Genomic DNA, 14,524 nt, shown 5'->3' with positions numbered 1-14,524 from the left:
CGTCCATATCCGGGCCCGGAAACACAAAACCCCGCCGGGGCGGGGTTCTGGTGGGCTCACCTGCTGCGGATCTCAACCCGCAGCCTCGGCCGGATGGCGCTCCCTAGGGGACTCGAACCCCTGTTTTAGCCTTGAGAGGGCCACGTCCTAACCACTAGACGAAGGGAGCGTTTTTGGTGAAACCGGCGTAGCGGATTAGTATAGGCGCCGGCCAGGCTCAGGGCAATCCACCTGCTCGGCCACGTGACCCTCCTGCATGGAACTGCCGCTATTACGCCCGTCACCGCTCTGCGAACCATCCCGCGCGACCAGCACACCATCTCGCGCAAGGACATCAGCCCGAACGCGCTGCGCGTGCTCTACCGCCTGCGGGACGCCGGCTTCCAGGCCTACCTGGTCGGCGGCGCGGTGCGCGACCTGCTGGTCGGCGGGCATCCCAAGGATTTCGACGTCGCCACCGACGCCACGCCGGAACAGGTGCGCCAGCAGTTCCGCAACTGCCGCCTGATCGGGCGCCGCTTCCGCCTGGCGCATGTGGTGTTCGGGCGCGAGATCATCGAGGTCGCGACGTTCCGCGCCAACGTCGACGACGGCAGCGGCGACCGCGAGATGGACAACGGCCGGCTGGTCCGCGACAACGTCTACGGTACGGTCGAAGACGATGCGGTGCGCCGCGACTTCACCGCCAACGCGCTGTACTACGCCATCGACGATTTCTCCGTCCGCGACTATGTCGGGGGCTTCGAGGACACGATGGCGCGGCGCCTGAAGCTGATCGGCGATCCGGAACAGCGCTATCGCGAGGATCCGGTACGCATGCTGCGCGCGGTGCGCCTGGCCGCCAAGCTGGACTTCGAGATCGAGGCCGAAACCGCCGCGCCGATCGCGCCGCTGGCCCCGCTGCTGGCCGAGGCCGCGCCGGCGCGCCTGTTCGAGGAGATCCTCAAGCTGTTCCTGTCCGGGCACGGCGTGGCCAGCTTCGAGGGGCTGGAGCGCTTCGGCCTGCTGAAGGTGCTGTTTCCGGAAACGGCGGCCGCGCTCGCCTCCAATCGCAGCGGTGCGCTGCGCCGGATGGTGCTGGCGGGCCTGGCCGGAACCGACCAGCGCGTCGCCAACGACGAACCGGTGTCGCCCGCATTCCTGTTCGCCCTGCTGCTGTGGCCGGCGTACTGTCGCGCGCTGATGGGCCTGCAGGCGCAAGGCGTGCACGCCGAGGAAGCGCAGCGTCGCGCCGCCGACCGCGTGACGCTGCACCAGCTGAATACGGTCGCGCTGCCGCGCCGGTTCTCGCTGCCGATGCAGGAGATCTGGCTGCTGCAGACGCGTTTCGGCAATCGCCAGCGCAAGCGGGTGACCCGCCTGCTGAGCCATCCCCGGTTCCGCGCCGCGTTCGACTTCCTGGTCCTGCGGCTCGCGGCCTCGCCCGAACATGCCGAGGACGTGGCGTTCTGGCGCGAAGCGCAGACGCAGTCCGGTGAAGAACTGGCCGCCACGCTCGGGGTGGCCACGTCGGCGGATGCGTTCGCCGACGATGAGGCGCAACCCTCCAAGCGCCGGCGCCGCCGTCGGCGCCGCACCGGCGGGTCGTCGCCCGAATGACGCTGCCCTTCCAGGCCTGCATCGGCCTGGGCGCCAATCTCGGCGATGCCGCAGGCACCCTGCGGCGCGCCATCGAGGTGCTCGATCGTCGCGACGGTGTCGCCGTACGCGCCGCTTCGCGCCTCTACCGCACGCCGGCATGGGGCAGGGAAGACCAGCCCGATTTCATCAACGCGGTCGCGCTGCTGGACACATCGCTGCCGCCGCGCGCGCTGCTGGACCTGTTGCTGGCCGTGGAAGCCGGGTTCGGTCGGCATCGCGTGGATGGCGAACGCTGGGGTCCGCGCACGCTGGACCTGGACCTGCTGCTGTACGGCAATGCGGTGATCGACGAGCCCGGCCTGCGCGTGCCGCATCCGCACCTGCATGAGCGTGCCTTTGCGCTGGTGCCGCTGCTTGATGTGTGGCCCGACGCCCGTATCCCCGGTTACGGCGCTGCGCGGGATGCTGTGTCCGTGTTGGGAATGTCCAACATCCATCCGTTATGAGTGGATAATGCGGGACTATGAGTACGCACGCCGACAGCAAGCCCTGGACCGTTCCTGCCCTCGCCGACGCCAAGCGCGACGGTCGCAAGCTGGTGATGCTCACGGCCTACGACAACAGTTTCGCCCGCGTGCTGGATGCCAATGGCGTCGACCTGGTGCTGATCGGCGACTCGCTGGGCATGGTGGTGCAGGGGCATGATTCGACGCTGCCGGTCACCGTGGACGACATCGTCTACCACACGCGCGCGGTCGCCCGGGGCCTCGACCGCGCGCTGCTGGTGTCCGACCTGCCGTTCCAGTCCGACGCCACGCCGGAGCGCGCGCTCGATGCCGCCATCGCGCTGCTGCAGGCCGGCGCGGAGATGGTCAAGCTGGAGGGCGCGGGCCACAAGCTCGATGTCATCCGTTTCCTGGTCGAGCGCGACATCCCGGTGTGCGCCCACCTGGGCCTGACGCCGCAGTCGGTCCTGAAGTTCGGCGGTTACCGCGTACAGGGTCGCGACGAAGCCGCCGCCGCCCGCCTGCGCGAGGACGCGCGCGCCGTCGCGCAGGCCGGCGCGCAGCTGCTGGTGCTGGAATGCGTGCCGTCCTCGCTGGCCGCCGCGATCACCGCGGACCTCGCCATTCCCACCATCGGTATCGGTGCCGGGCCCGGCTGCGATGGCCAGGTACTGGTGCTGCACGATTTCCTCGGCCTGGACACGGGCCACCGGCGGCCGAAGTTCGTCAAGGATTTCCTGGCCGAGGGCGGTTCCGTGGCGGGCGCGGTGCGCGCCTATGCCGACGCGGTGCGCAGCGGGGCCTTCCCCGACGACGCCCACTCCTACTGACCGCGCCGCGCGCACCGATCCGCCACAGGGGCCACGATGATCGAGACCATCACCGAGCTTGACGCGCTGCGTTCCCGCGTCAGGGAGTGGAGGCAGCAGGGCCTGCGGGTCGGGTTCGTGCCGACCATGGGCAACCTGCATGCGGGACACTATTCGCTGGTGATGCTGGCGCGGCAGTACGCCGACCGCGTGGTGTCCAGCGTGTTCGTCAATCCGACCCAGTTCGGTCCCAACGAGGACTTCACCCGCTACCCGCGTACGCCGGAAGCGGACATGAGCGGACTCGAAGGCGCCGGCTGCGATGTCCTGTGGCTGCCGACGGTGGAATCCATGTACCCGTTCGGCGTGGAACTGGCGGCCAACGTCCACGTGCCGGGGGTCAGCAGTGTGCTCGAAGGCGCGCATCGCCCGGGCCACTTCGATGGCGTGTGCACCGTGGTCAGCCGGCTGTTCAACCAGGTGCAGCCGGATGTGGCGGCGTTCGGCAAGAAGGACTACCAGCAGCTCGCGGTGATCCGCCAGCTGGTCACCGACCTGGCCTTCCCCATCCAGATCCTGGCGGGCAGCATCGTGCGCGAGGCCGACGGCCTGGCGATGAGCTCGCGCAACCAGTACCTGACCGCGGACGAGCGGCCGCGTGCCGCGGAGATCCGCAGGACGTTGATCGCGATGCGCGAAAGCCTGGTGGCGGGAACGCCACGCGCGCAGGTCGAGGCCGACGCTTCCGGCCGGCTCGCTGCCGTGGGTTACGACGTGGACTACACGGTGATCCGCCGCCCGGACCTCAGCGAACCGCGGGATGGCGAACCCGGTGCGCGCGTCGCGCTGGTCGCGGCGAGGCTGGGCCGCACGCGGCTGATCGACAACCTGGAGTTCTGAGCGCGTCGATCGGCACGCGCAGGACGGGCACGAGGCGATAAACTCCGCGTTCCCGCTTTCTTCCCTGCCGACATGCACCTCAGCCTGCTCAAGACCAAGATCCACCGTGCGACCGTCACCCATTCCGAGCTGAACTACGAAGGCTCCATCGCCATCGATGGCCTGCTGCTGGACGCCACCGGCATCCGCGAGTTCGAGCAGGTGCACATCTGGGACGTCACCAACGGTGCGCGCTTTTCCACGTACGCGATCCGGGCCGACGAGGGCAGCGGCATCGTTTCGCTCAACGGCGGCGCCGCGCGCCACGTGCAGGTCGGCGACCTGGTCATCATCGCCGCGTTCGCCTCGATGAGCGAGCAGGAGGCCGATGCGTTCCAGCCCACGCTTGTATACGTGGACGGCCAGAACCGCATCACCCACACCAACCGCAGCATTCCCAAGCAGGCGGCCTGACATGAGCAAGGGTTTCGACGCACTGCAGTCCCATGCCGCGCGCCTGCGCGCGGCGCCGCTGAACACGCTGCTGGCGCGCGAACCCGACCGCGTCGCAGCCCATACGCTGCGCCACGGTCCGCTGTATTTCAACTTCGCGCGCCAGTCCTATGACGCGCCCGCCTGGCAGGCCCTGCTGGCGCAGGGCGAGGCGGCCGACCTGGCGGGCGCGTTCCGCCGCCTGTTCGATGGCGCAGAGGTCAACGTCACCGAAGGACGCGCGGCGCTGCATACCGCGCTCCGCGGCGAGAACTCCGATGCCGTCGTCGCGCGCGAGGCCTATGCCATGGCGCTCGACGTGCGCCAGCGCATGGCAGGCCTGATCGCGCAGCTCGAAGCGAGCGACGTCACCGACATCGTCAGCGTGGGCATCGGCGGTTCCGATCTGGGGCCGCGCCTCGTGGCCGATGCACTGCGGGATCCGCTGCCGGGTCGCTTCCGCGTGCACTTCCTGTCCAACGTCGACGGCGCGGCGGCGCAGCGCACGCTGGCCCCGCTGGACCCCTCACGCACGGCAGCGGTGCTGATCTCCAAGACCTTCGGTACGCAGGAAACGCTGCTCAATGGCGGCATCCTGCGCGACTGGCTGGGCGGCAGCGAGCGGCTGTACGCCGTCAGCGCCAATCCCGAGCGCGCCGCGGCCGCCTTCGACATCGCGCCCGAGCGCGTGCTGCCGATGTGGGACTGGGTGGGCGGGCGGTATTCGCTGTGGTCCGCGGTCGGTCTTCCGGTCGCGCTGGCGATCGGCTTCGACCGCTTCGAGCAGCTGCTGGACGGTGCGTCGGCATTCGATGCGCACGCCGTCGGCACGCCGCTGGCGGACAACATCGCCGTCCGCCACGCATTGACCGCGGTATGGAACCGCAACGTGCTCGGGCATGCCGCGCATGGCGTGATGACGTACGACCAGCGCCTCGCCTTGCTGCCTGCCTACCTGCAGCAACTGGTGATGGAGAGCCTGGGCAAGTCGGTGAAGCTGGACGGCAGCCGGGTCGAGTCCGATTCCGTGCCGGTCTGGTGGGGTGGTGCGGGCACGGACGTGCAGCACAGTTTCTTCCAGGCGCTGCACCAGGGCACGCAGATCGTGCCGCTGGATTTCGTCGGCACCGTGCGCAGCGACCATCCCTATGCCGACAACCACCTGGCGCTGATGTCCAACCTGCTGGCGCAGAGCGAGGCCCTCGCGAACGGCCAGGCCAGCGACGATCCGCACCGAAGCTACGCGGGCGGACGGCCCAGCACGATGATCCTGCTGGATGCGCTGACGCCGCAGTCGCTCGGTGGCCTGATCGCCATGTACGAGCACAGCGTCTACGCGCAGTCGGTGCTGTGGGGCATCAATGCGTTCGACCAGTTCGGCGTGGAACTGGGCAAGCAACTCGCCAACGGACTGCTGCCCGCACTGAAGGGCGAATCCGAAGCGAGGGATCCGGTGACGCGGGCGCTGCTGGCGGAGATCGCGGCGCGCGGGTGAGGGACCGCACGCCGGTCTTGCCTTTCTGTAGGAGCGACGTGAGTCGCGACCGAATGGACAAAGCTGCTGGATTTACCATCGCGCGCATGCGTCGAAGTCAGGTACGTCGCGTGATGTCGGGCTTGAGGCGATTCGTTCTTGCGGTCGCGACTTACGTCGCTCCTACAGGGCCATCGTGTCGCCCCAGCGCCCACGCCACATGCTCGCTAACCAGTGAGGATGGATCCTCGCGTCTGCTCTGCAGCGCGGCCAGCACGTCGGGCGTGGTCGGCGCATTGCCCAGCGCCACGGCGATGTTGCGCAGCCAGCGCTCATGCCCGCTGCGGCGGATCGCCGAGCCTTCGGTGCGTCGCAGGAACTCCGCTTCGTCCCATGCGAACAGCTGCGGGAGGGTGGCCACGTCCAGATCGTTGCGTGCGCGGAAATCCGGCTCATCGGTGCGCCTGGCGAACTTGTTCCACGGACACACCAGCTGGCAGTCGTCGCAGCCGAAGATGCGGTTGCCGATCGCAGCACGAAGGTCTTCCGGAATGGCGCCGTCGTGCTCGATGGTCAGGTAGGAAATGCAGCGGCGCGCATCGAGCCGGTACGGCGCGGTGATCGCCTGGGTCGGGCACACGTCGATGCAGCGCGTGCAGGTGCCGCAGTGCGCACTGGCCGGCGCGTCGATCGGCAAGGCCAGGTCGACGTAGATTTCGCCAAGGAAAAACCAGGACCCGCCGTCCTTGTCGATTAGGCAGGTGTGCTTGCCGATCCAGCCCAGGCCCGCATTGCGCGCCAGCGCGCGTTCCAGCACCGGCGCCGAATCGACGAACACGCGATGTCCGAACGGTCCGATCTCCGCCCGCAGGCGTTCGGCCAGTTTCTGCAGCTGGTTGCGCATCAGCTTGTGGTAGTCGCGGCCCAGTGCGTAGCGCGCCACGTAGGCACGCTCGCCATCGCGCAACGTGTCCCAGGCATGGTCGCTGTCGTTGCGACCGTAATCGAGGCCGACGGAAATCACCCGCAGCGTGCCGGGGACCAGTTCCTGCGGACGCGAGCGCTTGTCGGCATGCTGGGCCATCCACGCCATCGAGCCGTACAGGCCTTCGGCAAGCCAGTCGCGCAGGTGCCGTTCGTCGTCGCCGAGGTCGATGCCGGCGATGCCGCAACGCTGGAACCCGAACTCGCGCGCCAGCGCCCGTACGCGCCGGGCCAGCGCGGCGGCGTCGGGCAGGGGCGTGGCGGGATCGGCGGCAGACATGCGGGGATTATAGGAGGGGCCCAGGATCCACTTCCCCGCAACCCGGTGCGGACCTAGAATCCGGCCATGTCCGGCACCTGGCCCCTGTATTCCATGCACGCCGCGCGGGCGCTGGACGGACGCGCCACGAACGCGCTGGGTGGCGATCCCTACGTGCTGATGCAGCGTGCCGGCCTGGCGGCGTGGCAGCACGTGCTGCTGCACTGGCCCGACGCGCAGCGCGTCGTCGTGGTCTGCGGGCCCGGCAGCAACGGTGGCGACGGCTACGTGCTGGCGAGGCATGCGCATCGCGCCGGACGCCACGTCGAGGTCGTCCACCTGCCGGCGCATGTACCGGGCAATCCGACGGCGCAGCGCGCCTGCACCGAGTACGTGGCGACGGGAGGGAAGGTCACGCTGTTCGAGGACGTATTGCCCGGTGCGGACGTGGTGGTGGATGCCCTGTTCGGCATCGGCCTGTCGCGGGCGCCGGAGGCCGACCTGCACGCGCTGATCGACGCGATCAACCTGCAGGCCGCACCGGTGCTGGCGCTCGATGTGCCCAGCGGCGTGGACGCCGATCGCGGCTGCACGCCGGGTGTCGCCGTCGTGGCCACTCGCACGCTGCAGTTCCTCGTGCGGCATGCCGGCCTGTATACCGGCGATGCACTGGAATACACCGGCATGCTGGCGCTGGAGGAACTCGATGTGCCCGCGTCGGCGTTCGATGGGATTCCCGTCCAAGCGGCCTTGCTGGAGCACGACGCACTGGCGCGATGGCTGCTGCCGCGTCGCCGCAACACGCACAAGGGCGAATCGGGACACGTCCTCTGCATCGGTGGCGACGACGGCAGTGGTGGCGCGATCGCGTTGTGTGCCGAAGCCGCGTTGCGCACCGGTGCCGGCCTGGTCAGTGTGGCGACGCGGCCGGCGCATGTCGCGGCGCTGCTGTCGCGAAGGCCCGAGGCGATGGTGCGCGCGGTGGAAGCGACGGACGATCTGGCGCCACTCCTGGAGCGCGCGCGCGTGATCGCCCTCGGTCCCGGCCTGGGGCAGGGCGAATGGGGCCGTGCGCTCTTCCAGCAGGCGCTGCGAAGCGGCAGGTCGCTGGTCCTGGATGCCGATGCGCTGAACCTGCTGGCGCTGTCGCCGCCGTCGCTCGACGACGCGATCCTCACGCCGCATCCGGGCGAAGCGGCACGCCTGCTGGCGTGCACGGCTGCCGACGTGCAGCGCGACCGTTTCGCGGCGGCTCGCGCAATCGCAGAACGCCATGCCTGCGTGGTGGTGCTGAAGGGCGCAGGCACCGTCGTGGCATGTCCCGGTGAACCACCGCGCGTGATCGACGCCGGCAATCCCGGCATGGCGGTCGGCGGTATGGGCGACGTGCTGACGGGCGTCATCGCGGCGCTGCGTGCACAGGGACTGTCCGCGTTCGATGCCGCCAGCGCCGGCGCGTTGCTGCACGCGCTGGCGGGCGATGCCGCCGCGTGGGACGGTCAGCGTGGCCTGCTGCCGTCGGACCTGTTCCCGCACCTGCGACGCCTGGCCAATCCGTGAGCGACGCCGATCCGCGCAGCACCGTCTGCACGAACGCTTAGAATCGCCGCATGCACGTGTTCCTTGCCGACGAAGAAGCCACCGGCGCGCTGGGCCAGGCCCTGGCGCGTACACGCCCCGACGCTGCCATCGTGTATCTGCAGGGTGACCTGGGTGCGGGAAAGTCCACACTCGCGCGCGCGTTGTTGCGGGCGCTCGGAGTTGGCGGCGCGATCCGCAGCCCCACCTACACGCTGGTGGAGCGCTACCCGGTGGAGGGAGGAGAAGCCTGGCATCTCGATCTGTACCGGATCGGTGACGCGGGCGAACTGGAATTTCTCGGCCTGGATGAAGGCACGTCCGTCCTGTGGCTGGTGGAATGGCCGGAACGTGGGGCCGCCGCGCTGCCGGCGGCGGACGTGCGCGTGACGCTGGCGGTCGAGGGTGCCGGCCGCTCGGCCCGGCTCGAGGGCCTGTCGCCGGCCGGCACGGACTGGCTGGCCCGGCTGTCGGCCCAGGATGAGTTGCAGGCACCATCTCGCCAGGTCGGTTAGGAACATCCGGCAGGTCACGGATTATTAAGGGAAATTGCCTTGCATTCGTGAGCCGATGGTGTTTGAATCCGCGGCATGAGCCCGGGGAAGCCCACCACCGCCTTGCTGCGTCGCGCCCTTGCCGGCGTCCTGGCGCTCGCGCCGTGCACGCTGCTGGCCGGTGAGGTCACCGGTGTCACCCTGGGCCAGGGCAGTACAGGAACGCGGGCGGAGATCCAGTTGGCCGGCACCGGGCAGTACAGGACGCTAGCCCTGAAAGGCCCGGACCGTCTGGTCGTCGACCTGCCCGCGTCGACCGCGAAAACCGGTCTGCGGCTGCCCACACCCGCGGGCATCGTGCGCGCCGTGCGTACCGGCCAACCCGACCCGAACACGCTGCGCATCGTCTTCGACCTCGCTTCCCCGGTCGCCGCGCTGAAGCCGCGGATGGAGCAGGCGGGTGCGAGTTCGCGGCTGGTGATCGAATGGCCGGGCGATGGCCTGGCCGCGCCGAGCACGCCCGCCGCCGCGACCGCTACGACCGCTACGACCGCTACGACCCCAGCACCCACGCCGGCCACCGGCACGGCAGCGGCCATCGTGCCTTCTCCTTCCCCGCAGGCGGACGCGGCCCGCGCGACGGCGCTGTTGACCGCGCAGGTCGTGCAGGCCGGCACAACGCCTGCCAGCGTCGCGACCCCGCCGTCCGGTGCGGTCGCGCCGTCCCCGCAGGCCATCCTCAACGGACAGCCGACGCCCGTGCCCGCACCTGCGCAAACCGCGCCCGGCGAGCGTCCGGCCTATACCATCGCCACCGGACAGCCGACGCCGATGCCGGGCACGCCCGCCGCGGCGACCGACGCGGTGCCTTCGAGTGAAGCGCCCAAGGCGCCCGCCGTGGTCGCCGCCGGCACCCGCCCGCTGGTCATCGCCATCGATCCCGGCCACGGCGGCCAGGATCCGGGGGCCATCGGTCCCAGCGGCCGCTACGAGAAGCACGCGGTGCTGGCGATCTCCAAAGAACTGGCGCGACAGATCAATGCCACGCCCGGCATGAAGGCATACCTGGTCCGCGATACCGACGTGTACGTCGAGCGTCCGCAGCGGGCACGCAAGGCCCGCGCCGCGAAGGCGGACATGTTCGTGTCGATCCACGCCGATGCGGCCGAGAACCGCAGCGCCTGGGGTTCCTCTGTCTATGTGCTGTCGCTGCGCGGCGCCTCCTCGCAGCACGCCCGTTGGCTGGCCGACAAGGAGAACGCTTCCGACCTGGTGGGCGGCGTACGACTGACCAAGGACACGCTGTCCAACGTGCTGCTGGATCTGGCCCAGAGCGGCCACATGAAGGCCTCGCAGGACGCGGCCGCCCACGTGCTGAACTCGCTCAAGGGCCTGGGCAAGACCCACAAGCCGCAGATCGAATTCGCCAATTTCGAGGTGCTGCGCAACTCCGACATGCCGGCCATGCTGGTGGAGACGGGCTTCATCTCCAACGCGGACGAAGAGAAGCGTCTCTTCGACCCGGCCCACCAGCGCAAGGTGGCGGGCGCGGTGCTGGAGGGCATCCAGTCCTACTTCACCCGCCAGCCGCCACCGGGCACGCTGTTCGCGGCGCGCGCGCAGGCCGAAGCGGATGCGCGTGCGGTTGCCGCCGGCGGCGCCGCCGGCGCGCCCTGATCGCGCACACGCTCGGCTATCATCACCGCTGATTCCCCGAGACGGCGCCACCGCGTCGCCAGCACGTGCCGATCCGTCAGCTTCCAGACACCCTCATCAACCAGATCGCCGCGGGCGAAGTCGTCGAACGTCCGGCCTCCGTAGTCAAGGAACTGGTCGAGAACGCCCTGGACGCCGGTGCCCGCCGCGTCGACATCGACCTGGAAGAGGGCGGCGTCCGCCTGATCCGCATCCGCGATGACGGTGGCGGCATCGCGCCGGAAGAACTGCCGCTGGCCGTCTCGCGCCACGCCACCAGCAAGATCGCCTCGCTCGATGACCTGGAAGCGGTGGCCACGCTCGGCTTCCGTGGCGAGGCCCTGCCGTCGATCGCCTCGGTCAGCCGGTTCGCGCTGACCTCGCGACGCGCACAGGACGCGCATGGCGCCTCGCTGCAGGTCGAAGGCGGCAAGGTCGGCGAGGTGATGCCCAAGCCGCACGCCGTCGGTACCACGGTGGAAGTGCGCGAGCTGTTCTACAACGTGCCGGCGCGGCGCAAGTTCCTCCGTGCCGAACGCACGGAGATGGGGCACATCGAGGAGTGGCTGCGGTCGCTGGCGCTGGCGCGTCCCGACATCGAACTGCGCGTGTCGCACAACGGTCGGCCAGCACGGCGCTACAAGGCGGACGAGCTGGAATCGCTGGCGCGCCTGAGCGAGACGCTGGGCGACGAGTTCGCCCGCAACGCGCTGCGCGTGGACCACGCCGCTGCGGGGCTGCGCCTGCACGGCTGGATCGCGCAGCCCAGCTATTCGCGGGCGAGCGCCGACCAGCAGTACGTCTACGTTAACGGCCGTTCGGTGCGCGACCGCAACATCGCGCATGCCGTGAAGATGGCGTACCAGGACGTGCTGTTCCACGGTCGCCAGCCCGCCTACGTGCTGTTCCTGGAACTCGATCCCACCCGCGTCGATGTCAACGTCCATCCGGCCAAGCACGAGGTGCGGTTCCGCGACACACGACTGATCCATGACTTCGTCTATCGCACGCTGCATGAAGCGCTCGCGGAAACGCGCGCCGGCGCACTGCCGCAGGACATCGCGCCGTCGCCGTTCGCTGCCCGACCCTCCATGTCCGTGCCTTCCGCCTGGATGCCCACGCAGCAGTCGCCGCTGGGGCTGAACGTGGCGGAGGCGCCTGCGGCCTATGCCGCGCTGTATGCCGCGCCGGCGGATGCTCTGCAGACCGGCATGATGCAGCCGACGTCGGTGCAGGCGATGCCGGCGAACGATGTCGACGGCATTCCGCCGCTGGGTTTCGCCATCGCGCAGCTGCACGGCATCTACATCCTGGCGGAAAACGCCGACGGACTGATCGTGGTCGACATGCATGCCGCCCACGAACGGATCGGCTACGAGAAACTGAAAGACGCGCACGACAGCATCGGCCTTCGCGCGCAGCCACTGCTGGTGCCGATGTCGCTGGCCGTGGCCGAGCGCGAGGCGGACGTGGCCGAGCGCGAGGCCGCCACGCTGGCCACGCTCGGCTTCGACATCACCCGCAGCGGCCCGCAGTCGCTGAGCGTGCGCAGCATCCCGGCATTGCTGTCCAATGCCGAACCCGAGGCGCTGCTGCGCGACGTGCTGGCCGACCTGCGCGAGCACGGCGAAAGCCGGCGGGTGGCGGCGGCGCGCGACGAACTGCTGGCGACGATGGCCTGCCACGGCGCCGTGCGCGCCAACCGGCGCCTGACGCTGCCCGAGATGAACGCCCTGCTGCGCGAGATGGAAGCCACCGAGCGCTCCGGGCAGTGCAATCATGGCCGCCCGACCTGGGCGCGCTTTTCCTTGAACGAGATCGACCGCTGGTTCCTGCGAGGACGCTGACATGGGGAAGTACACGGGATGGCTGGGGGTGGCCATGCTGCTGGGGGCGCTGGCCGGGTGCGGCAGTGACGAGAAGGCGGCCGATGCCGGCAAGGCGGTGGACGTCGATTTCCTGGCCGACAACGCGGCATGGCGGGAACAGCGCAGGACCGAACTGACGGCGCCGGACGGCTGGACCAGCCTGGTCGGCCTGCACTGGCTCGAGCTGAAATCCCACTTCGTCGGCAGCGGACCGGGCAGCGGCATCAGGCTGGCCTACGGCCCGGCCAAACTGGGCATGGTCACGCAACAGGACAAGCGCGTGTTCCTCACGCCCGAGGCCGGTGCTGCGCTCACGCTCAACGGCGAGCCGCTGAAGGGGCGCGTCGAACTGGAAAGCGACCGCGATGCCAATCCCTCGGTCGTCGGTTTCGACGAGGGCAAGGGCCTGCTGACGGTGATCGAACGCGGCAGCCGTCATGCGCTGCGCGTGAAGCACGCCGATGCCGAATCGCGCACGCAGTTCATCGGCCTGGATTACTGGCCCGCGCAGGAGGACTGGCGCATCGAAGGCCGCTTCATCCCGCATCCGCCCGGCAGGACGCTCACCATCGTCGACGTGATCGGCGTGGCCACCGAATCCCCCAATCCCGGCGCGGTCGAGTTCGAGCGCGGCGGCCGCACGTTCCGGCTGGAGGCCTTGGGCGCCGCGGGCGGCCCGCTGTTCTTCGTGCTGGCCGACCGTACCAGTGGCCACGGCAGTTACCCCGCCGGCCGCTTCCTGGATGCCGCCGCGCCGCAGGCGGGCAAGGTGGTGCTCGACTTCAACCGCGCCTACAACCCGCCGTGCGCCTTCACGCCGTACGCGACCTGTCCGTTGCCGCCCGCGGAGAACCGCCTCGACCTGCTGGTCGACGCGGGCGAGAAGGCCTATGCGAAACCCATCAAAGTGCTCTGAAGGAAGGATCCGATGCCGCTGCGCCGCTCGCTGAACGCCCTCGTCCTCACGGCCCTGCTGGGCAGTGCGTCCGTCCTTGCCGCGGACACGCCGACGGCGACCGCGCCACCGGTGCCGCTGCTGTGGAAGGTCTCGGACAAGGACAATGCGGTCTACCTGCTGGGCTCATTCCATCTGCTGCGGCCGACGGACTATCCGCTGTCGGCCGATGTCGATGCGGCGTTCGCCGATGCCGAGCGCCTGATGTTCGAACTTTCGCCGGAAGAGATGCAGTCGCTCGCGGTACCGCAGCTGATGATGCAGGCCGCCGTGCGCACGGACGGCAAGACGCTGCAACAGGACCTCGATGCGGACACATGGGCACGGCTGGAGGCGTGGGCAGCCAGGAGCGGACTGCCCCTGGCCTCGTACGCGCGTTTCGAGCCCTGGTTCGTCGGCCTGACGATCAGCATCATGGAGATGACCGGGCAAGGGCTGGATCCCAAACTGGGCCTGGATACGTATTTCATGGACAAGGCGCGGACTTCGGGCAAGCCGACGGCCGGGTTGGAACGGGTGCAGGATCAGATCGGCGTTCTCGACGGCATGGACGCTGCCGAACAGCGACAGCTCATCGCCGAAGCGCTGGAGCAGGCGGAGAAGGGTGCCCAGGAAACGCAGCGCCTGCACGATGCCTGGCGCCGCGGCGACGTGGATGCATTGTGGAACGGCATGGCAGCCGACATGCGAGACCAGTATCCGCGCCTGTACCAGCGCATCAACGTCGACCGCAACGATGCCTGGGTGCCGAAGATCCGGCAGATCCTGGACCAGCCCGGCGATGACGATGCGCTGGTCGTGGTGGGCGCCCTGCACCTGCTGGGCGAGGATGGCGTGGTCGAGAAGCTGCGCGCTCGGGGCTATACCGTCGAGCGCGTGTGTTCGGCCTGCAAGGCCGGCGCCGCGCGGTAAGCCAGTTTTCGAGGGAGGGTGTGGGCGCGGCCGTCGCG

The 14,524-nt window shown here is 69.5% G+C and carries 12 protein-coding genes, 1 tRNA gene and 1 pseudogene; 12 read left to right on the top strand and 2 right to left on the bottom strand.

Annotation, left to right across the window (positions count from 1 at the left end; genetic code table 11):
• Positions 1 to 94: 94 nt before the first annotated feature.
• Positions 95 to 169: transfer RNA gene (locus VGN58_RS11160), tRNA-Glu, on the bottom strand.
• Between the two features lie 119 nt (positions 170 to 288).
• Here VGN58_RS11160 and pcnB point away from each other — a divergent pair.
• From pcnB to pgi, 6 genes and pseudogenes are all read left to right on the top strand, one after another.
• Positions 289 to 1,599, top strand: a pseudogene (gene pcnB / locus VGN58_RS11155) (polynucleotide adenylyltransferase PcnB); the annotation flags it as partial.
• Complete coding sequence (folK, locus tag VGN58_RS11150) at positions 1,596 to 2,087, top strand: 2-amino-4-hydroxy-6-hydroxymethyldihydropteridine diphosphokinase (protein ID WP_327483301.1); 492 nt, start codon at positions 1,596 to 1,598, stop codon at positions 2,085 to 2,087. The pseudogene pcnB and the gene folK, both read left to right, overlap by 4 nt.
• A gap of 17 nt (positions 2,088 to 2,104) precedes the next feature.
• Positions 2,105 to 2,917, top strand: a complete 813-nt coding sequence (gene panB / locus VGN58_RS11145; RefSeq protein WP_327483300.1) for a 3-methyl-2-oxobutanoate hydroxymethyltransferase — start codon at positions 2,105 to 2,107, stop codon at positions 2,915 to 2,917.
• A 36-nt stretch (positions 2,918 to 2,953) separates the two neighbouring features.
• Positions 2,954 to 3,796 (top strand): pantoate--beta-alanine ligase, encoded by an 843-nt coding sequence (panC, locus tag VGN58_RS11140; RefSeq protein WP_327483299.1) that lies wholly within the window; start codon positions 2,954 to 2,956, stop codon positions 3,794 to 3,796.
• Positions 3,797 to 3,868: 72 nt separating this feature from the next.
• Positions 3,869 to 4,249, top strand: coding sequence for an aspartate 1-decarboxylase (panD, locus tag VGN58_RS11135; protein WP_241045718.1), 381 nt, complete (start codon positions 3,869 to 3,871; stop codon positions 4,247 to 4,249).
• A gap of 1 nt (position 4,250) precedes the next feature.
• Positions 4,251 to 5,762 carry a glucose-6-phosphate isomerase gene (gene pgi, locus VGN58_RS11130; protein WP_327483298.1) on the top strand — a complete coding sequence of 504 codons (1,512 nt, stop codon included), beginning with the start codon at positions 4,251 to 4,253 and terminating at the stop codon, positions 5,760 to 5,762.
• A gap of 151 nt (positions 5,763 to 5,913) precedes the next feature.
• On the opposite strand, the gene queG is transcribed toward pgi, so the two are convergent.
• Positions 5,914 to 7,005 (bottom strand): tRNA epoxyqueuosine(34) reductase QueG, encoded by a 1,092-nt coding sequence (gene queG / locus VGN58_RS11125; protein ID WP_327483297.1) that lies wholly within the window; start codon positions 7,003 to 7,005, stop codon positions 5,914 to 5,916.
• A gap of 66 nt (positions 7,006 to 7,071) precedes the next feature.
• On the opposite strand from queG, the gene VGN58_RS11120 reads away from it, so the two are divergent.
• The 6 genes from VGN58_RS11120 (at position 7,072) to VGN58_RS11095 (ending at position 14,486) form a co-directional block, all read left to right on the top strand.
• A complete protein-coding gene (locus VGN58_RS11120; RefSeq protein ID WP_327483296.1) occupies positions 7,072 to 8,544 on the top strand; it encodes an NAD(P)H-hydrate dehydratase in 1,473 nt (490 codons plus the stop codon).
• A 50-nt stretch (positions 8,545 to 8,594) separates the two neighbouring features.
• On the top strand, positions 8,595 to 9,077 hold the full coding sequence (tsaE, locus tag VGN58_RS11115) for a tRNA (adenosine(37)-N6)-threonylcarbamoyltransferase complex ATPase subunit type 1 TsaE (protein WP_327483295.1): 483 nt from the start codon (positions 8,595 to 8,597) through the stop codon (positions 9,075 to 9,077).
• A 75-nt stretch (positions 9,078 to 9,152) separates the two neighbouring features.
• Positions 9,153 to 10,733, top strand: a complete 1,581-nt coding sequence (locus VGN58_RS11110; RefSeq protein ID WP_327483294.1) for an N-acetylmuramoyl-L-alanine amidase — start codon at positions 9,153 to 9,155, stop codon at positions 10,731 to 10,733.
• Between the two features lie 65 nt (positions 10,734 to 10,798).
• Positions 10,799 to 12,598, top strand: coding sequence for a DNA mismatch repair endonuclease MutL (gene mutL, locus VGN58_RS11105; protein ID WP_327483293.1), 1,800 nt, complete (start codon positions 10,799 to 10,801; stop codon positions 12,596 to 12,598).
• Between the two features lies 1 nt (position 12,599).
• On the top strand, positions 12,600 to 13,535 hold the full coding sequence (locus VGN58_RS11100; protein ID WP_414710781.1) for a DUF1684 domain-containing protein: 936 nt from the start codon (positions 12,600 to 12,602) through the stop codon (positions 13,533 to 13,535).
• A 12-nt stretch (positions 13,536 to 13,547) separates the two neighbouring features.
• On the top strand, positions 13,548 to 14,486 hold the full coding sequence (locus tag VGN58_RS11095; RefSeq protein WP_327483292.1) for a TraB/GumN family protein: 939 nt from the start codon (positions 13,548 to 13,550) through the stop codon (positions 14,484 to 14,486).
• The last annotated feature ends 38 nt before the right edge of the window (positions 14,487 to 14,524 follow it).

Source organism: Pseudoxanthomonas sp. (assembly GCF_035999195.1).
In the GTDB taxonomy this organism is placed as follows: domain Bacteria; phylum Pseudomonadota; class Gammaproteobacteria; order Xanthomonadales; family Xanthomonadaceae; genus Pseudoxanthomonas_A.
The sequence above is the reverse complement of the archived record's forward strand: the minus strand, read 5'-3'. Positions and strand labels throughout refer to the sequence as shown.

Excerpts from the sequence above, each read along its gene's own strand:
- folK (WP_327483301.1), top strand. The coding sequence starts at position 1,596 with ATGACGCTGCCCTTCCAGGCCTGCATCGGCCTGGGCGCCAATCTCGGC.
- panB (WP_327483300.1), top strand. The coding sequence starts at position 2,105 with ATGAGTACGCACGCCGACAGCAAGCCCTGGACCGTTCCTGCCCTCGCC.
- panC (WP_327483299.1), top strand. The coding sequence starts at position 2,954 with ATGATCGAGACCATCACCGAGCTTGACGCGCTGCGTTCCCGCGTCAGG.
- panD (WP_241045718.1), top strand. The coding sequence starts at position 3,869 with ATGCACCTCAGCCTGCTCAAGACCAAGATCCACCGTGCGACCGTCACC.
- pgi (WP_327483298.1), top strand. The coding sequence starts at position 4,251 with ATGAGCAAGGGTTTCGACGCACTGCAGTCCCATGCCGCGCGCCTGCGC.
- queG (WP_327483297.1), bottom strand. The coding sequence starts at position 7,005 with ATGTCTGCCGCCGATCCCGCCACGCCCCTGCCCGACGCCGCCGCGCTG.
- VGN58_RS11120 (WP_327483296.1), top strand. The coding sequence starts at position 7,072 with ATGTCCGGCACCTGGCCCCTGTATTCCATGCACGCCGCGCGGGCGCTG.
- tsaE (WP_327483295.1), top strand. The coding sequence starts at position 8,595 with ATGCACGTGTTCCTTGCCGACGAAGAAGCCACCGGCGCGCTGGGCCAG.
- VGN58_RS11110 (WP_327483294.1), top strand. The coding sequence starts at position 9,153 with ATGAGCCCGGGGAAGCCCACCACCGCCTTGCTGCGTCGCGCCCTTGCC.
- VGN58_RS11100 (WP_414710781.1), top strand. The coding sequence starts at position 12,600 with ATGGGGAAGTACACGGGATGGCTGGGGGTGGCCATGCTGCTGGGGGCG.
- VGN58_RS11095 (WP_327483292.1), top strand. The coding sequence starts at position 13,548 with ATGCCGCTGCGCCGCTCGCTGAACGCCCTCGTCCTCACGGCCCTGCTG.